Consider the following 19,247-nt stretch of genomic DNA (forward strand, 5'->3'; position numbering starts at 1 on the left):
AACACTAGCAATGAGACTCCAATCGTGAGCAAAAAGATGTCCGCCTACGTCATTCATGTAGGCGCACCAAGTCCCTTGCGATACCTCTTGCGTCCAGCAAAGTTCGATTGTACGACACTAACAATCGTTATGGTGCTGCATGAGGCTACGCAGATAGACCCTTTTAGCATGTCACAAAACGGCAGCGTACTTGTGCAGCAGGCCACTGCTTATCGCCAGCATCATGACCATAGATAATATTTTTATATCAATGTATTTTGTTTATCAAAATAAAAACAAAATCCTGCAAAAAAAAAGGAATTGGACTTGGCTTCAATCTATAATGTTCCGTCGCACCTAAATTCGGACTGTGAAAAAGAATATGGCGGGCTGTTCACCTATTGACACTCCCGAGAGTGTGAGCTCCTACTATTGTGTTGAAAGCCTCATAATCAGTGCGTCTTCATGCTTTACGAATGCGCTCGACCATTAAAATGGATATCAGAACATCGGCTATTCTGGTGACTTTGTAAAGCACAACGCACTTGAATGCCTGTTGGCATGATGTCGTTCATACAAGGCGGCGATCGCTGTCGGGAGTGAAGTAATTTTTTGGGAAAAATGAGAGATTACATTGATAAAAGATTTCGGCCATTGCCAGTATGAGACGGAACGAAGGGTATTCGAGTTCCTTGCGCGCTCCCTGCCGCAAACTACCGATATCATGGTCTTTCCGAATATCGAGCTATTCGATCCGTCAAAACATGCCTATCTTGAATGTGACGCAATTGTCGTTACAAGATCGTTTGTTGCGGTAATCGATCTGAAGGAATGGATCGGCTCAATCTTTGTTCAGGAGCCGAAATGGCGGCGCGGTGCCACGCTGATCGACAGCCCGCATGTGGTCAACAATCGCAAGTGCAAGGTCTTGAAAAGCTACATGCAGCACGTCCTGAGCGGTGTCGCCGAATCGAAGCTTCCGTTTGTGCAATCGATCATCGCGCTGACCAGCGCCAAGGCGAACGTCGAAGGTGCGCCCTCGGCGCGGCAGGTCGGCAGTGAAGTCGGCACCGTGACGCTCGATGGTGTGGAGGAGTTGGCACAATACCTGAAGTTGCGGCTGCACCATGCAACCACCTCCGGCCGAGTGCTGACCGAGCAGCAATTCCACAAGTTGGTGGCGCAGCTCGATCGGGACAAGCAAGAGCTGCGGACCGAATATGCGGACCAAATTGCGGGGTATCGGATTCGTGAGGACAGGGGTTCGACGTCGCGCTACATTACATATATCGCCGAACGCAATCCCAATATTGACAACCGCCTGTACAGGCTGCGTGTGTTCGGCAAGCTCAGCAACGACTTAAGCATCCGTGAAAAGCAGCTGCGCAGCCTGAAAGCCGCATCGGCTTTGCCTTACCATCCTGGCATCAAGACCGTGCAGTCGCATCCCAACGAGAGCGATCTCATCGTCGAAGTGTCGGATTGGACCGCGACGCGCTCGCTAGATGATATGTTGGCCGAACACGAACGCCTGGACTGGCACCGGGCAGGGACGATCGTGCGCGATATTGCCTCTGCACTCGCATTCATTCATGATTCCGCGGCCGGCTTGGTCCATCGCAACGTTCAGCCTAGAAGTATTCTGGTCGGCACGGACGGGCATGCTCAATTGACCGACTTCGACCTCACCTTCGATCCTGGCGCAATGCTGACCGTACTCGGATCAGCATTCGATGAGCACCTGTCGGCTAAATTTGCGGCGCCCGAAGTCTTCTTGGGACAAGCCGACTTCAAGTCCGACGTATACTCGCTCGGCGCTGTGTTCTTTCTTGCACTGACAGGTCAGGAGCTGAACGATAACTCTGAACGAGCGCCACTCCTTTCGAACGCCCTCGACGGCGAAGCATGCGCCGGGCACACGCGCGCGGCGCTGATCGCGCTTGTGCAACAGATGCTGGCGCACAGCCCGGCGGTTCGACCTTCTGCGGCGGAGGTCGACGTGGTGATTGGGCGCCTGCTTGATGTCCAGGGAACAAAAGAGCAGCCCAAGGATGACGGCATAAAGGAAGAAACCACCTACACAGCCAGGGAAAAAATTTCCGAAGGAGCGACATCGGAAGTATTCCGTGTCGACAACCATGGCGAATTCTTCATCCAGAAAATATACAAGTCCGGGGTCACGCGCGACCAGGCATTACACGAGCGTGATGTACTACGCGCGGTCGATCGGCTGAATTTGCAAATTTTGTATCCCCGCGTGCGGCATTTTTCTGAAGTGTCCGGACATCGGTGGTGCCTCGCGACCGACCTCGTGCCGGGTCGCCCCATGCGGCAACTCCTGCAAGCTGGCGAAACGCCGTCATTGCAACAGTTCGTCAATGTGGCTCGTGTCCTCCTCGAAGCCCTGGCCGCATTGCATGATCCGCACGATGATGACCATTCTGCAATCATCCACAACGATATCAATCCCAACAACATTTTAATCGGTGGCACCAGCAATGCGGTCGGTCTCATCGATTTCGGATGCGCATCGCCGGCTGGCGTGGTGACGCTGCGCGGTACGCCCGGCTACGTGCATCCCGCGCTCGTCTCGCGCGGCGAGATGAACGCATGCCCGCAAGGAGATTTGTTTGCCTTGGCCAAGACATTGGGTCAATGGTTGTGCGGTGGCGAGGAGAATGGGGACACGCTGACGACTGCCAACGCGGAACAGGCCGCGCTATGGCATTGGCTGAAACGAGCGATGGCGGAGGCAGGCTGCGAATACGGCTCCGCCGCGGAGATGCTGGCAGAGCTCGATCGAGCTATGGCGCCCCCCATCAAGGAAACCGAGCAGACGGGCGATAGCGCGCTGCGACACGACAAACAAAATGCGCAGCTGCCTGGCAACCCTTTTGTGCATTACCTGAACTCACTACATAACGTCAGCGCCGGAAACGCCAACGCGCTAGCCGAATACCAGGCCACGAATCATTATTTCTCAAGTATCTACGAGAGCACACCGATGGCGGGAGATATCTACCACCGACTGACCAATGGGGCAGAGGTGGTGATCGTCCTGTCCGGCCATGCGGGCGACGGGAAGTCAACGGTGGCGCTCGAAGTGCTCAAGCAACTACGTGACGTCAGCCCTGAAACGGCATTGGCGCGGCCGCCGAAGCCACTGGAAGAAGTCGACTTCCATGGTAAGCGCATCTCCATCTTGAAGGACATGAGCGAGCATACGGCCGACAGCCGACACGAGAAGTTCGAGGACGCATTGCGTGCCGGCTCGGGCAGTTGGTTGATTGTTAGCAATACGGGGCCGTTACTCAACACTTTGAAAGGTTTGGGGGACGTCGAAGAAAGAATCCTGGAACTGCTCGATCAGCCCATCGGTGATAGCCTGCACGATACGACGCACTGCATCAGTGACTTCGCGAAACCCATTTACGTGGCAAACCTGAGCAAGCTCGATAATGTCGAGACGGCAATTAACGTGTTGAAGAAAATGTCCTTCCATTCGTCCTGGAAGGATTGCGAGCAATGCGCGTCGTGCGCCACCTGCCCGATCAAGCAAAACGTCAGCGCGATGCAAGATTCGCCGCAACTGCTTCAGCGTGTTTCGTGGATGTACCGCTTGCTCACGTCATATGAGCGCAGACTGACGATGCGCCAAATGACCGCTCATCTTGCCTATAGCATTACCGGCGGAACGGATTGCGCTCAGGTTCCGGCATTGCTCGATCAGTTCGGGCCTGAACGTGCGTTTCGTCAGCACGTATTTAGCGAGCTTTTCTTCGGCTTTTCCGACCGCAGACACAGTCTGGAAACGAAAAATTTGTACTGCGTCGAGCAACTGCAAGCGTATATCGCGCCGGGACGGACCCGGCCCGTGGTGGAGCTGAAGCTGCAAAACGAGGAGTGCGACACCTACGCACCGATCACAACGCGCGTCAAGGCAATGGCCGCCTACCTGAAACAGAAGTCGCTCGATGGAGTGCACGGCGGGGCCGCGCGTGCTTCACTGCGCCGCTTGATGTTTATGTTCGGCCTGCAAAAGGACGAGCGGTGGTGGAAAAACTTCGTGGAAGCCTTTTCCGGCTCCGAGAGGCTCCAGGATTGGGAACAATGGCGCACGAAGTGCGATTTTTCGCAGGGTAAAGTTGTACGCAAGCAACTCATTCGCCAAATTCTCTCGGTTCTCAGCGAACGCTGCACCGGTTTTACCCGGGTTCCAGTCGCTAACGACAAGCTTTACGTGACCTTGCGCCGCGACGATCTGGAAACCACGCAGCCAGTCCAAGTGGTGATCGGCGAATATGACGAGAAAGAATTCGAGCTGACGTTTGACCAAGGCGAAAAAATGCCTAGGTTGTGCTATGTTCCGGCGAGCGGAAAAGTCTTCATGCGGCTACCGCTGCCGTTGCTTGATTTCGTCACCCGCCGCAGTACAGGCGAATTCGGGCAAAGCCTCGATCCCATCTATGTGAACCAGCTAGATCTCTTTTGCTCCCAGCTCGTTTCCGAAAAACACTTGCAGCCTGACGACATTCGCCTCTTAAGTGTTGGCGTCACCGGTGAACAGAAAGTCTTCAGCGTGGAACTTGATAACTTGACTATGGAGGTTTGCTAGTCATGGCAAGGTTCCCCAACATCGCATCGGATTTGGCGTCCGATGAGCGAAACCTAGCGCACGAGGATAGCAACGCCGCGATACAGGTCTTCGGTCGCCGCTTCCATAAAGATCAGACCCCAGTCGAATATCTGGCTGAATTCCTGCTCGTCTTTGCTTCCCCCAAGGACGATGACCACTCACACGCATGTTCGTTTCCTATTTACGACAGCACGCCGATATTAAAGCTGTCATACCATCCACCTTATCGCGTAAGCCTGAAACTCTTTGCATTTCTCGGCGCCTCGAAGCTGGAAACACGGCACCCGGTCCATATTCGCTCGTTTAAGGACGGCATCGCAGAGATTGAGCGACGCATTAATCCTGGCTCCGCGATTACTCCCGATGATGCCGTGCGTCTTGTGCAGGGCCTGTTTTCTGGCTTTGTCGGCGTGGCCGGCGATCGTACCTGGACTGCGCACACGTTCCTGCCGGCCTCCGGCAGCCTTCTGGCGCGCGAAATTCTGTGGAAACACGGCGGGAACTCAGGCGCACTTAAGTGCCCTAACCTCGAGTGGGACGAGGCTTGGAACGGCAATTATTTCAATCCCAGCGCTCACAGCTTCATGGCACGGGGGGGGGAGGTCTTGTATCTGCAGCTGACGAGCCTCTTCAATTCACACATCGACCGCCCGGTAGCGGCGCTGCTTAACGGCGACCAAGGCGCAACCTATGACCATCTGAACATGTCATCCGGCCTGCGAGCGTTGCACAGTAGTTTACAAACGCAGCTAGCCGACCTCTTGCGGCAAGGCGACCAAGCCATCGGGCCGCTCGGCGAATTCATCGCGCACGCGTTCACGAGTGCCGGCGTCAACGGCGAGCCGAGCAAGCCAACAGTGGCCGATCTCGGCTGGGTACCCAGCGAAACCGCAGCCGAAGCGTGCCTGTTCGCCTGGGAAACTGAAAACATTTGCAAGGCACAGCACAGCGGCCTGCAAAAAATATCCTTGCTCAAAGACCTTTGCGTTTTGCATGTGATGCGTAGCCTGTGCTTCCAGAGCGCTCGGGTGACGGCGGCGTGCCAGATTTCTGGGTTCGCGGGCGGTTACGCGTGGGTGGCGTGCGCGCCAAGCGAAGCAAAGGACGACAATAACAAAAAGTTGGGAATTAATGCATACGATGCGATTGAAAGCCTGCTTTACAAGTCGCTGCGTAGTGCCGACTTGCAGCCTCCCGAACGTAAAGAAAAAGAGCAGTGGCTCGACGAGGGCGACGACAACGTACTGCGTCTGTTTAGAAAGATAGGAAAGCAAATCGGCGTCATCGTTCCGCGCAAAGGGTCCGGCATGCGTATTACCTTGCCTTCGCACATCGTACGTTTACTGGTGGCGGCCCTGATTCAGCCCGGCAAACGCGTTCGCCTCGACGTATTTTACGAACGGATATTTTCGCACTTCGGTATTGCAATCAATCAGGACTTCGTCGGCGTCGCGTTGGCGGCATACGGAATGCAGCATGGTGCGAATGGGTTCGGTATCGGCTCGTCCTGGTTCGAGGAAGAGCTGCGCCGTGGCGGCTACCTCATTCCGCTATCCGACGCCGTGGCGTTGGTGATTAATCCATACAAGGGATGAAACGTGAATTTGTTTGTTAATGTCTTGAGTGAGTATCTGATTAACGAGTGCGCCAAGGTCCTGACGTCCGATTCCGCCGAATCGAACAAGATCACCCTCGTCGTGCAGAGCCTTCCTTTGAGCGAGACGCTCAGCGTATTAATTAAGTTAAACAATTACTTTGTCACGCAGCACCCGGGCACGCCGCGCGCCCTGAAGATCTCTCGCGGCCTATGGATGAGCTGGAGCGACGAAGACAAGTCGGCGCTGCCGTCAGCTGAGTCAGTCGAGCGGTCTTGGGTCGACATCAATGACCAGCTGACCACCTACCGGAATGAAGGCCACTGCGTTTTCTTCGGTTTCGACCATGCGTCGGACAAAGGAAGCCTGAAGGATTTTCACCTGGTCAGCGAAGAACTGCTGTGGACACGTATTCTTAACAGGCGCTTCGATCAATGGGTGGAACGGATCGGCGAAAAGCTCGACGACAACGATACCAACGCCAGTGCCGCACTGCTCAATTTCTTGGACGCGGTCCACAAGACCAATGCACGCCGGTTGGTACGCGTGGCGCGTTTCTTTGAAGAGCTGCTCGACCGCGAGCCGGAAGACCTGCGCGATTTCGTGCGTAGCTGCTATGCCGAACTACCGAGTTGGGGCGGATTGCCCTTGCTCGACGTGCCGATCGGCAGGAATCTTCCCCGAATCCGACGCCTGATCGAACTAGGACAACGTTTCTGCAACCATTCGATTTTCGTCTCCAAGGCAGAACGCGACAAGGTGATGAACAAGTTAGCAAATGCGCACACCGAAGACGTAGAATTCGAACTTCCGCTGTCAGTGGGTTTCGGCGGCGGGGGTTACGACAGCGCGGACGAGTACCTGGAAGACGTTCGAATTTTCGTGAAGGACAATGACCGCGAGGCACTTGAGCGCTTGCGCCAATCGGATGCGAGCTCGTTGCTCAAGCTTCTCGAAAAGCGCGAGAAAAAGGGGACATCGGAGCCGAAAGCGACCACCCTCAAGGGATCAAGCGACGTTGTATTCCTGCAGGCCATTCAGCTGACCTTGCAAAAGCTGATCGAAAAATACCGCGCAGACCTTGCGTCCGGACAGATCGAGGAAATCAAGGTTAAGGTGACGCACTACCACGCCGATGGCGACGATCCCTATCAAGAAGTGCAGCAGCTGTTAAAAGGCATCGTCGGAGCCGTCATTCCCGAGAAGTTACCTGGCGGCGGCGAAAACAAGGCCGACATCGCTGTCGTCTTCGAAGGATTAGAGGACATTGTTCCCAAGGAAACGCGAGCGACCGCCCGGGTCGGTTTCACGATCAGTGTCACGTCCACTATCGACACTGACCCGTTTGAGCAACAGTTCGTATGGCCGGTGCCTACCACCCACCCGGAACGCTTACGACTGGTACTGGCTGACCAAACGCTGCGCTTGTTGGCACGCCTCAGTGCCCCGCGCCTGCCCGTTTTCAATATCGGCGGTTTCGACGAGCTCTTCTATGCGATCGACGATGAGGACGCTCATCGATTACTGTTGCTCGGCATAAGTGACCTCGATGTGAAGAACGCCTTCGAGGGCTTGGCGATCGAGTATGTGTCCCCCGAACTTGTGTCGAGCTGTACCGCGTTGACCAGCCTGTACAAAGAGCACCTGGAAGCGATTCTCACCAACGGTTTTCACCAGGCGAATTCTTCTGTGTATCGAGTGATCGACGCGTATTCTGCTACCGTCGCGCAGGTCATCGGTACCCACGCCCTTGGCGCCGAGCACGTTCTCCCTCGGCTCTATCGGGCATTCTTGACGGTCCGCGGCAACGATAATCCGTCGCAGCCTTATGTCGACGCCGCGCTGGTGCTCCCGATATCGCCCTTCGTTCTTGAACTCTGCAGCGCACGCGCTGTATTCTTGCGCGACGGATTCCGCGAAGTGATCGGGGAACTGTTCGAAAGCGGCAGCACGGCTGCGCAGCAGCGCTGGCAACATCTGGTAGAACTGGCCGAACTCCGCCGGCCGATCGTCGGCCTGATTGCAGATGCCAACAAGGCGCTGACCACTTGGTCGCGGTCTTTTGGGTTGACGCATTTGATCGGCAGCGCCGATAACAGATATTTGCCGGTCGCATCGCAAAGCCTAATGCGCCAGGACATCTTCGACGAGGACGATCTTGGCCAACGACTGCAGTCCTCGGCCAACTCGCGCATCTACGAGCGACTAATCCGCGATTACCAAGTCTTGCACCGGCACGCCAATGATCAGTTGAATTTGCTCCTTACGAATGTCTCAGAAATCGAAGTGATGCTGTCGGGCATAGACCGATGGCTCAAGACTTACCTGACCGAGACGGTGGAGCAGGTAGCGCCGTTCAACCTCGAGGTGAAGGTCATCACGACCGGCGTGGCCACTACTACTGCCTTAAATATCTTGGTAGCTTGGAAAAACGCGTGGGCGGAAGGAGAGTTCCCCAACTTGCGGCCATGTTCGATCCAAATTGGCCATCGCCATGCCAAAGCGGTGAACGACCTCGAGAGCATGTTGCGCATGGAACCGGACCTGCGTTTCGACATCGCCGTGGTCTCGCACTTCCTGGAGGGAAAACATGCGGGTGACCAGCTCGAGCATGTGGAGCCGTTCGACGCTGTGCAAGGCTCAGTACTGAGGCAGTTTCCGATCGCCGAATATCCTCGACCTGCAACTATGCTGGCGTTGCAAAGTCTGCGCAAGACGCTGATCAGCAATCGCCGCGTGCAAATGGCGAGCAAACATACCGAGATCTCGGCGCGTTTGAGATATCCGCAAGCCGCCCCTAGCCAGGAACATGCGGTGGTGACGCAGGTGGAATTTTCGGCATGGAGCACAACGCTCGACCTTCTGCACAAAAAGGCCTTGTGGGTATCCTGCGTTGACCGACATATCGATAGTAACCTCATCGCGTCGGTCGCCACTGGCGCCGGCGATGGCGATCGCCGGGTCGTCGGGTTCTCTTGCGGACTAGGCAACTATGGCGAACTGAATCAGACGATCTCGACCGAAGTGAGCGATCTTGCCACGCTCACTAGCGCGATCGGTAGACGCTTGCGGCAACACCTGATTCAAATGTCGAGCGATCAGGCCGAGCTCGCGGCCCGCAACATAATCGGCACCGCCTGCGAGATTCCAGGGCTGTCATTGGTCCGCGCGGCAGGACACGATGAATATATCCGCGATGTGATCGGGTACTCGTTGATCAGCCGACTGTTCGGCCGAGCTCCAACTTCGGTCCTCCAGGTACTTATCCCACTAGACAGTTTCCGCCATTGGTTCCGCGATCGCGACGATCCTAACATTCCGGATTTGTTGTTTATGTCCGCTACCCTCGTTGGCGAAGGTTTGCACATCAGTGCCACCGTAGTCGAGAGCAAATTTGGTCACGAAAACAGCGTCCACTCGGAAAAAGCTTTTGCCCAAGCAAGCGCGGGACTGCGGCAGCTGGTACGTATTTTCGCGCCACACAACGCTCCACTGGAGTCGACGATATTCGAGCGAAAATACTGGTGGGCTCAACTGCATCGAGCCTTGTCGAGCCGCGCAGTGGTGACACTGCCGAGCGACGCCTACCAGCGCCTGTGTGCGGCACTCGAGCGGCTCGCGGAAGGCGAGTTCACCATTGAATGGCGCGCCTTTGCCTCAACTTTTTGGACCGACAAAACGGAAGTAGATGCCACTCCTAATTTCATGGGGGCGGTCGATGTTGGATTGGATCGCCCGTTGCCGAACGGTTTTGGCGTGTACCAGTTGCAATTCGGCGCCGATAGAGTCATCCGTCTGCTGACGGACAAGGAGCATGCTCCATTCGCTAGCCCAGGCACCCCTCTGATCCTGTCGTCACGCGCCAGTGTGGTGGCTGCGAATTGCGCCAGCACAATACAAGAAACGGAGCCGATACGACCCGTGCAGCATAAGCCGACCACAGTTGCTGACACTCCGGTGCAGCGAGAGCCGGCGCCCCCTCAACAATTCGCACCGGAAGCGGGGATTCTGGTGGGCCAGCCTCTGGACAACATTAAGGTATCGTCTTCCGCAGCACCGGCGACGTTGCCGACGGCCGACCCCGTGCCAGAGGTAAGGCCACCCGTGTCTGAGCCCCTCCCCCCGCCAAGCGATCCCGCTCAGGTGCAGGCCGAGGTCGCCATGCCTGTCGAGGTTGCTCCGGTCTCGCGTCTGCTACTTGGTAGCGATAATCGAGGTCAAGACATTTTCTGGGAATACGGCGACCCTGAACTGGAAAACCGCCACTTGTTGATTTTCGGCGGGTCCGGCTCTGGCAAGACTTATGCGATTCAGTGTTTGCTGCTGGAAATGATGAAACAGCAGCAACACACCGCGATTATCGACTATACCGATGGTTTTCTGCCGAGTCACCTCGATCCAGTGTTTGTCAGGCGGGCCGCACCAGTCACGCATGTACTCGTGCGTCAGCCTTTTCCTATCAATCCGTTCCAATGCCTGACTCGCGAAGAGCCCGGCATCGGAGAGCTGCCGGAGCTGCCGCACAACGTTGCCAGTCGGGTGTCAGATGTGTTTTGCTCCGTGTATGACGTGGGCGACGTGCAGCGCGCGGCGCTTGCCAAGCAAATCGAGCTCGGCTTGAGCAACGGAGGGAAGTTCGGACTTGAGGAGTTACTCGCAGCTCTAGAAGGCGATTCAGCGGCGCCGCCAACGTTGGCGCTCAAAATCGCCGAACTGGTCAAACAAAAGCCGTTCTCCAGCGAGCAAGGTTCGGGCTGGCAGCAAATTTTTGAAGGATCGTCGCCGGCCCATATTTTGCAGCTTACTAACCTATCAAAAGAAGTGCAGCGCCTGATCGCCGAATTTGCTCTGTGGGACTTCTTCGCTTATGCGACCCGCTATGGCAGCAAGGACAGGCCGCTGCCAGTCGTCCTCGACGAGATGCAAAACCTCGACCACCGCAGCGACCGGGCCATCGATAAATTGTTGCGTGAAGGACGCAAATTCGGCGTCGGCATGATCTTGGCAACCCAAACAATTTCAAATTTCAATAAAGAACAGCGCAGCCGGCTCTTTCAGTGCGCTCAGAAATTGTTTTTCAAGCCTGCTGAAACGGAGCGCAAGGAGTTCGCGGAGATCTTGGCCCAGGTGTCGTCAGGCCGCAGCCGCGACGACTGGATCGCAGAATTAAGCAAACTCGGTAAGGGCGAGTGCTGGGCGATCGGACCGCAGCGACAGACTGCAGGGAGGCCGGTGCGACGCGACCCGGTAAAGCTGAAGATTTCATCTATGGAAACTCGATAATCGAATTATGCAACAACGAATCATTCAAGGACTGCCGCTCAGTTTTCATCTGTCCTTCTTTCCTGAGCGCCGGCATTTGGCTGCGCTGCTAAAACTTACGGCCCAGGATTTCTCGGGCGCAGTGGAGGAAATCGCAGCAAAAACTGGGATTCCGACCGGCAAAAAATCCGGGAAGGTGATCCCTCATTTAAAGTACGCTAGCGCGATGGGCCTGATCGCCGAGCCGTCGTCTGGAAATGGCCAGTTTGCGCTTCGCCCGACTGCCTTGGGCAGGCTTATGTTGGCGGAGGACCCAATGCTGCACGAGCCGTTAACCCAGTTGATTCTGCACCTGATGCTGTCGCGACCGATTGGCGGTGCGGTGAGCTGGCATGTGTTGTTCGGACGCACTCGCCTCGCATTGGGGCGCACGATGTCCGTCGACACTGCGGTGACCTGGTTAGCCAAAGAACTGGGTAGCAGCACGTCCTTGCCCGGTCCGCTCTTTTCGACCTACCGCGAGGAAGCCAGCTTGGCCAGAACCGCCATGTTGGTAGTGGAGAAAAATACGCTGACGCGCGGCAGCTTGCCGTCGCTGGAGGAGTACTACTGGGGCTACGCCTATTGCTGGCTGTCGTATTGGGAGCAGACCGCCTCGGCAGCCCAACAGCTGTCTTTGTCCGAATTGGAGGCAGCATGCGGATTTGTCGAAGTAAGCGGCTGGAACGAAGCCGGGTTCGAGGATTTCCTGTCCTGGGCCACCGAGCAGGGAATCGTACGCATCGACCGCCAAACGGGGACTACTCTGGTCATGAAAACCAAATGTAGCGCTGACCTAGTGGACCGTATTTACGCCGAAATGCTGTAGAGATTGAAGATAATTTACAGGGAATTGCAATGAAAGTGCAGGAGTTGATTGAGTTTCGGTCGGATTTGTTTTTCGAAGGAGCGGTCCAGCTGCTTTGGGCCGACCAGAACCCCCGGCGTGCCGGCGAGGCGGCAAGCACGTTCGTATTCCATGGCCCTCGTTACCATGGCGGCGGCAAGGAAGCGCACACCGACGATGCCTATCGACTGACCGACACAGCGACGTTGCTCGCCGATTTGCTTGGACGACTATCGGAAGATACCGCGCCGAATAACAATCCGTTCTCGCTCGCAATTGCCGGTTACGGCTCGGGCAAATCGCACTTTGCGTTGGCGCTGACGCAACTGCTACGCCACCCTCGCTCCGAGTTGAGCGGAAAAATTCTGTCGAACCTCGCCCTGGCAGAGCCGAACATGGCAGCGACTGCGCGGCAAGCAATCGGCCGCATCGAGAAGCCAGCGCTAGTGGTCACCCTCGACGGCACCGGCAATTTCAACTTGGGTAACGCACTCGGTGCGTCGATCTACCGTTCGCTGAAGGAACGGCAGATCGACGACCGCGTGTTGCGCGAACTTTCTCCGCGCTTCGAGGACGCCGCAATTTTCGTCAAGCGAAATTACGAACTGCGGTCGGGCGAATTCGCCTCTCGATTAGGAGACCGGAGCAGGCAGGACATTGTCGATGCACTCGAGGCGCGCGACGAAGACGTCTACGCCCTGGTCGATGAAGTGTATTTCCAGGCGAACGGCATCCATATTCCAGTCGAAGGACGCGAGTCGGTACAAGACCTGATCACTACGTTTTGCGATGCGTATTGCGGCGCGGACGGCCCCTTTTCCCGCCTGGTCATCGTGTTCGACGAATTCGGCCGTTTCTTGGAATATGTGGCCGAACGACCCGCACTGGCGGGCGACTCGGCGCTGCAGCAAATTTTCCAAGGTATCCAGGACAACGCGTCGCGCGCGCATTTCCTCGGTTTCATCCAATACGAGCTGAAGGCGTATCTGGCGCGCTTGGGCAATCGCGACGCGATGCACATTCAGAAGTACATCACCCGTTTCGACGTCGCCCGAAAATACTACGTTTCGTCGAACCTGGAAACGATCATTGCGCATCTGATCGAAAAAAAGGACGAGGCGGCGCTCGATCGCGCGTTCGATCAACAGAGCTCGTCGTGCCAGTCGCTGCACGCGACCATGGCATCCATGCTCCCCGGCCTAAAGCAGCTGCCCGTGTGGAGCGATCCGGCCGAATTTGAACGTGTGATCGTGCGCGGTTGTTGGCCGCTGCATCCGCTAGCAACGTGGTTCCTCACACGCCAACAGGATATCGTTCAGTCGCGCTCCGCAATTACTTTTGTTAAGACCGCCCTCGATGGCGCCTTGTCTCGAGACGCCCTTGAGCGCGACCAGCTCGTCACGATTCCCGCGAGCAGCATCGTCGCCGGCAATATGCTATCGGAGATGCTCGCGGCCGAACGCGCGCACGGTGGCGTCGCTATCGACAACCTGATTGCCACTTTGAGCAAGTATGACGCGCAGTTGAGCGAGCTGGATCGGGCGCTATTGGTCGCGGTAGCGGCGGCCAAGAAAATGCGTGTGGTGTCTGACGATCGCGCCGAGTACGACCGCCTGCTATCTGAATTTAGCGGTAGCCCAATGGGCGACACGCGCGCACGTGTGGCCCGTCTGGAGTTGGAACTCGGCGTGCTGGCCTGGAGCCATGAACTCAAGCAGTACGAAATCATTACCGATGCGGCGACGCGCGGCCAGTATCAAAAGGACCTGCGTCTCAAGCTGGCAGCGATCAGCGCTGCCGACGCAAAAGAAATTTTCATCACCCGCGCCAAGGCCTGGGGCGAGGACTTGTTCCAGGACATTTCGACGCCCTTCGGTCAAGAACGGGATATCCCGACTCTCGAATGGGTGTTTACCACGCAGCTTGCCAATGACAAGACCGTTTCGAGCACGATTCAGAACGCGTTTCGCGACTGGCGCCTGGCGATAAAGCCGGACCAGGCCAAAGGCCAGGTCATCTACTGCTATGTAGGGCCGGACGCTGATTGGTCAGCGCTGCAAGTCAAGGTCGAGTCGCTAGTCACCGATGAGCTGAAGAAATCGAACCTGGCAGCGGCGCCGATCTGGACCATTTTTCTGAGCGACCGCTCTCAGCGCATCCAGCAGTATGTGTCGACACTATATGTGCTGGACGAACGCTTCGAGTCAAACGAAAAGGAGCGCTATGCGCGCTTCATTCCGGAAGAACGCGAAGCTGCCAAGCGCGGTTTGCGTATGGTTCTCAAGGAAGCGCTCCAGGACCGGGTTTCGATGATTGGCGGCGTACACATCAAGGCCGGGCGCCTGTCGGCAGAAGCGAACGCGATCTTCAAACAAGTCTACGCAAACGCGCTGCCGTTCCCGTTCGATGGCTTAAGCTCGCGTTCCGGCAATGGCAGTGCGGACGCCGCAATGCTGGCTCGCGCGCTGTTCGGGGGGGAGGTGTCCGCAGCTTGGCTGAATGTACAACAGGTGAAGCTGCAGAATCGAGTGCGTAACGTACTCGGCGCATCGTGGGGCCTGTTGACGCAAGATGGCAGGGTCAAGGCGATCGCCGACAACCTGCAAATTCGCAGTGTTCTTGAGGCTCTTGAACGTGCGCATCAGGATGCGCCGCAGCGCACGCTAGGGGACGACCTCGATATGCTGTTGCGGCCGCCGTACGGCTGCAACCTCGCGTCCGCCTCTATGCTGCTTGGCCTGTTTCTCGGGAAAGCGGTGCCTCCGCGCGCTATACAGTATCAGGACGAGGGAACGGCCCTGAGGGACTGGCTGCAGGCTGCGTATGGAACCAACGGCAAGTTCATGAACGAAGCCGTGCTGCGTAAAACCAGGGTGATCTTCCTTGCTGCGGATGCAGTCGCGCGTTGGCATGCCTTCATGCAAGAGTGGGAGGCCGAAAAAACCCTGGAAGGCTGTGTCGAGCGCTTGTACGAAGCGGCCGAAATGCGGCAGAGAGACCCTCTGCCGGAAACACTAGAACCCAACTACAAATATTTGCGCGATGCAGCGCAAGGTGCGGAACAGAAACTGAACGATCATTTGAGTGCGCTGCAAGACGCGGAGCGCCGGCTGGAAACGGCATTACGCAACAGTAATGTCGGCGAATTCCTCGGGGTAGCTGATCGATACGTGGTACGCAAAAATGCAATGGCCAATGCGCCGTACGAATGGACGAGCGAGCAGGTGGAAGAGATCGACGCCCTGTGCGAACAAATCAAGAACCTGATTCAGGAGACCGCCCCGAAATGGATCAGCCTTCAAGTTTGCAACTCGCCGCAACAGGTATCGGATTTCCGGTCGCGGATGGAAAAGTGGGAAAAAGTGCTGAAAACCTTAGGGTTGGCCGATCTGGCGCAACTTACCGCGCGCCAGGCAAAAAAGAACATCGTGGCAGTCGAAGAACGGTATCGGTACGCGACTTCCTTGAACGAAGCGGCGGACCTGTCGCGCACACCGGATCCGGTGGCGTCAGCACGAGTGCGAGAGATAAACGATCAAATCGAGAAAGCGGAGCGGTTGATTAAAGTCCTTGATGAAGCGGTCGTAACCTTGTCTACCCCTGATGACGTCCACGCACTGATCGCTGCATTAAGGCAAAAACAGACCGCATTGCGCCAATTTCGGAGGGGCCGCCAGGAACAGTATTCGACTTTATTGGATATTCTTCCATCGACAGCACAGCAGGCCAAGGACACGCTCTACCAGTGGAATCTGTTGCTCCAGCAGTTCTCGAGCACTCCCGACGCTGCTGAAATCGAATACCGTTACGCTTCCTGCGCAGCGGTGGCCACGTTGCTGTCAGAGTTCGACGCACTCAGCGCTGCCGCGGACCAACTCGCAGGAGCGCTGCAAGCGGCTTACATGGCTTCGCCGTACTTCGTCGATGACGACGCCGAGAACGAAACCGATGACGAAATGCAATTCGATCTGCAATGGATTAACGCTTGCTTCACCGCATACGCAATCGAACGGGAATCAGCGCAGGCCAAGCGTTCCAATATGTGGACCGCCGCGGCGTTGGAAGAAGTGAGCAGATGGGGCGCCAATCCAGTGCGGCTAGCGGCTGAAGGGATGCCGGCGCTGTGCGTCTCGCTTCCCGATTTTCTAACCCAGCAGGACCGGCTGCGTGTGACGGGAGAAATCGAGTCATTGCGCGAGGTACTGGCGCAAGCGCTCGAGACGCAGCGCGCGCGTGATGCGGCTGCCTGGATTGCGCAATTGCAGACTACGGCGGGCGAGACTACTACGCTTTCCAAGCAGAGGTGTGTCGACGTGTTGGCCAAGCTGCAGAACCATCCAGTATATGTTTCGGCAACCGAGCTGGAACGTTTCGACGAGGTGAAAAAGCTGATCGAGAGGCGCCTTGACGAGTTGGATATTTCGGACCTGATCGCACGTGTTGACGCAATGTCGTCGAGCACGCGACAACTACTTTTACAAAAGCTGCTTGTCCGGTACCAGACCGCCACTTAAGGGAATGAATCAACGGGACGACTTTAGCTCCGGAGGAAAAGGTGTCGACTTGCCGGCGCCACAAAACTGAACGGAGTTAAAAAATCGACTATCGCCGCGAACTGCACCCCGAAAGTTGGACACCAACTTCGGGGCTTTCGCCGTTCCCCAGCGGGTGAAGGGAGATACAGATGTCTTTGCGTCCTAAACGTAGCCGGATAGTCACCTGTGAGGATTTCTAATCCAATCGCGCAGACGCCATTGCCATCAATTAAGGTTTATTCAGGCTGACAGCTTACAGGAGCGGCTTCCCGCTTGCACGTGTGGCCGCCCAGAGTAGTGTCACCGATTTGATGTACTCCGGGCCGTTATCGCAGCGGATGACTTGGGGTTTGCCATGCCATTCGATGTTCCTGTCAAGGGAGCGGATAACGTGTTCGGAAATCGACTTCGATACCAAGCCACTCACGGTTGTAGTCATCGACCATATTGAATAAGCAGATATTTCTACCACCGGCCAACTGATCATGCATGAAGTCCATGGACCAGGTCTCGTTGATCTGGTTGCCCCTGATCAAGCAAGCGGGATAAATGACTATACACCGCCGCAAGTGCCAACCACTGGCTAGCTAAGCGCCCACAACGCGCAGTAATGCCGGCAAAGATACAGATTGGACACCCGCCTGCTCAAGTATCCAAACTTCAATCTTCGCGTGCCAGACACGAAGCAGGTCAAGCGGCCGGCGAATATAATTTTGCTCGCGCACCCCTTGCGGCGCGTGTCCTTGAATCTGCGCGGCGATGCCATTCGGCATTTCGATCCACTCGCTTAATGTGGCAAATGAGCGTCGCAAGCCGTGTAGCGTGAGTTGCGGCAAATTCGCCACGGCGACGGCCTCGTTATGCGCGATACGCGGCTCGGCGATATGCCCCGATGCGGAAGCGGGACTGGAGAAGACAAAGGCATTCCTGCGCGGCAGGCTGGCCAGGAGCTGAGCAACAAAGGGAGTCAGCGGGACCATCCGAAAATCCTCGACCTTGTCGGACAGTTTGATACTGCCCCACTGAAAATTTACGTCTGTCCACTTCAGTGCAGCGAGCTCCTCGCGCCTGGCGCCGGTGAGCAGCAGAACTTGCAGGTAGGCGGCAATGACCGGGTTTCCGATCTTGCGCACGGCGCTGAACCATGACTGCAGCATCTCGCGTTGGAGAACGTCATGGCGCCGCTTCTCTTTACCGAGGCTCTCGCGCACTCGCGCGCTCTTTGTCGGATTGCTAGTGACCATGCTCGAATACGTTTTGTGCGAAGCGCACCAGTTCATGAAGGCTTTGAGCAGTCGCCATGCCAGGCGCGCGCTGGATGGACGGGTCTTTGCTTCCTCTCGCGCCCAGGCTTCAACGCGCTCGTTTGTCAGATCGATGAGGCGGAGCGAGGACAAGGACCAGAGCGGACCGGCTTTCGTCAGCGCCGAACTGCGTTTTCGCGGCTGGCCACCATCCTGAATGATCTTGCGATGGGCGGCAATATGATGTTCTGACCAGCCGGCCTCTCGCGTGGCAATGCGATCAGCAATGTACTCAGGCCAGACGCCGCCCAGGGTCACAGACTCCCGCAGTTGCTTTTCCTGTTCCGCCACAATGACAGCTTCCTGCAATGCGCGCGCGTCTCGCTCTGCAGCGAGTGCATCTTCCCGTACCTTTCTTGGATCCTGCCCATTATCGAGCAGTACCTTGAGGCGCCGTGCTTCGGCCTGGGCCTTGGCAATGTCCCATGTACGAGGATCACCGATCGTCAGCCGGATGGTGACGCCATCCAGCTTACCCTGAAAAATATAGGACTTTGCGCCCTTCGACGTCACCCGCAAACCGAGGCCTGGTGAAGCGGTATCCCAAAGGAATGACTGACTTTTTCCACCCTCACAGGCGAACTCTTCTACCCTACCCGCCGCGAACTTTATTTTTTTCACTATTACCTCATGAGGACGTGCTGTGTAAGCGCCATGTAACCACCATGTAACCCAAATGGTAGCATAACGATCAACAGTCATCTGCATAAAATAAAAATGAAACTCACGTAAGCTTTTGATTTATAAGAATATCCTTGAAATTTTCAACAACCTTCAACAGTCCTGAATACCGACTTTCGATGATTTGTAATCATCAGGTGGCCAGTTCGAAACCGGCAGTCGGCACCAGAATTCAGTAGGAAATCAAAGGGTTACCCGCTTCGGCTGGTAGCCCTTTTTTCTTTTTCTCCCGCCTGCGGGAGCCATCCGGGACACTGAAACGCATCGTCATTCAGGTTGACGCATTGCTGCACCGCGCAATGACGTCCAGCGTATTTAAGCGCAAGATGAGCACGTGCTTGCGCAAAGCAGGCTCCCGTTGTCTGACTT

General features: G+C 56.3%; 6 protein-coding genes and 1 pseudogene. 5 read left to right on the forward strand and 2 right to left on the reverse strand.

Annotation, left to right across the window (positions count from 1 at the left end):
• Positions 1-613: 613 nt before the first annotated feature.
• From MRBLMS1_RS17100 to MRBLMS1_RS17120, 5 genes are read left to right on the forward strand one after another with little or no spacing between them, the layout of a single operon-like run.
• On the forward strand, positions 614-4,594 hold the full coding sequence (locus MRBLMS1_RS17100) for a protein kinase domain-containing protein (RefSeq protein ID WP_485880592.1): 3,981 nt from the start codon (positions 614-616) through the stop codon (positions 4,592-4,594).
• Positions 4,595-4,596: 2 nt separating this feature from the next.
• Complete coding sequence (locus tag MRBLMS1_RS17105) at positions 4,597-6,210, forward strand: hypothetical protein (RefSeq protein ID WP_485880594.1); 1,614 nt, start codon at positions 4,597-4,599, stop codon at positions 6,208-6,210.
• 3 nt (positions 6,211-6,213) lie between these two features.
• Positions 6,214-11,493: an ATP-binding protein gene (locus MRBLMS1_RS17110; RefSeq protein ID WP_485880596.1), complete on the forward strand. Its 5,280-nt coding sequence runs from the start codon at positions 6,214-6,216 to the stop codon at positions 11,491-11,493.
• Between the two features lie 7 nt (positions 11,494-11,500).
• Positions 11,501-12,340: a hypothetical protein gene (locus MRBLMS1_RS17115; RefSeq protein WP_485880598.1), complete on the forward strand. Its 840-nt coding sequence runs from the start codon at positions 11,501-11,503 to the stop codon at positions 12,338-12,340.
• A 29-nt stretch (positions 12,341-12,369) separates the two neighbouring features.
• The gene (locus MRBLMS1_RS17120) at positions 12,370-16,872 is read left to right on the forward strand and encodes a hypothetical protein (RefSeq protein WP_485880600.1); all 4,503 of its coding nucleotides are present in this window, start codon (positions 12,370-12,372) and stop codon (positions 16,870-16,872) included.
• Between the two features lie 307 nt (positions 16,873-17,179).
• Here the strand turns inward: MRBLMS1_RS17120 and MRBLMS1_RS17125 are convergent.
• A pseudogene (locus MRBLMS1_RS17125) lies at positions 17,180-17,411 on the reverse strand (DDE-type integrase/transposase/recombinase); the annotation flags it as partial.
• 69 nt (positions 17,412-17,480) lie between these two features.
• Positions 17,481-18,818, reverse strand: coding sequence for a tyrosine-type recombinase/integrase (locus tag MRBLMS1_RS17130; RefSeq protein WP_485880602.1), 1,338 nt, complete (start codon positions 18,816-18,818; stop codon positions 17,481-17,483).
• Between the last annotated feature and the right edge of the window lie 429 nt (positions 18,819-19,247).

The sequence above is a fragment of the Massilia sp. LMS1-1-1.1 genome (genome assembly GCF_040815535.1).
Lineage (GTDB): Bacteria > Pseudomonadota > Gammaproteobacteria > Burkholderiales > Burkholderiaceae_D > Janthinobacterium > Janthinobacterium aestuarii.

Coding starts and splice junctions, on each gene's coding strand:
- MRBLMS1_RS17105 (WP_485880594.1), top strand. CDS start 4,597: ATGGCAAGGTTCCCCAACATCGCATCGGATTTGGCGTCCGATGAGCGA.
- MRBLMS1_RS17115 (WP_485880598.1), top strand. CDS start 11,501: ATGCAACAACGAATCATTCAAGGACTGCCGCTCAGTTTTCATCTGTCC.
- MRBLMS1_RS17120 (WP_485880600.1), top strand. CDS start 12,370: ATGAAAGTGCAGGAGTTGATTGAGTTTCGGTCGGATTTGTTTTTCGAA.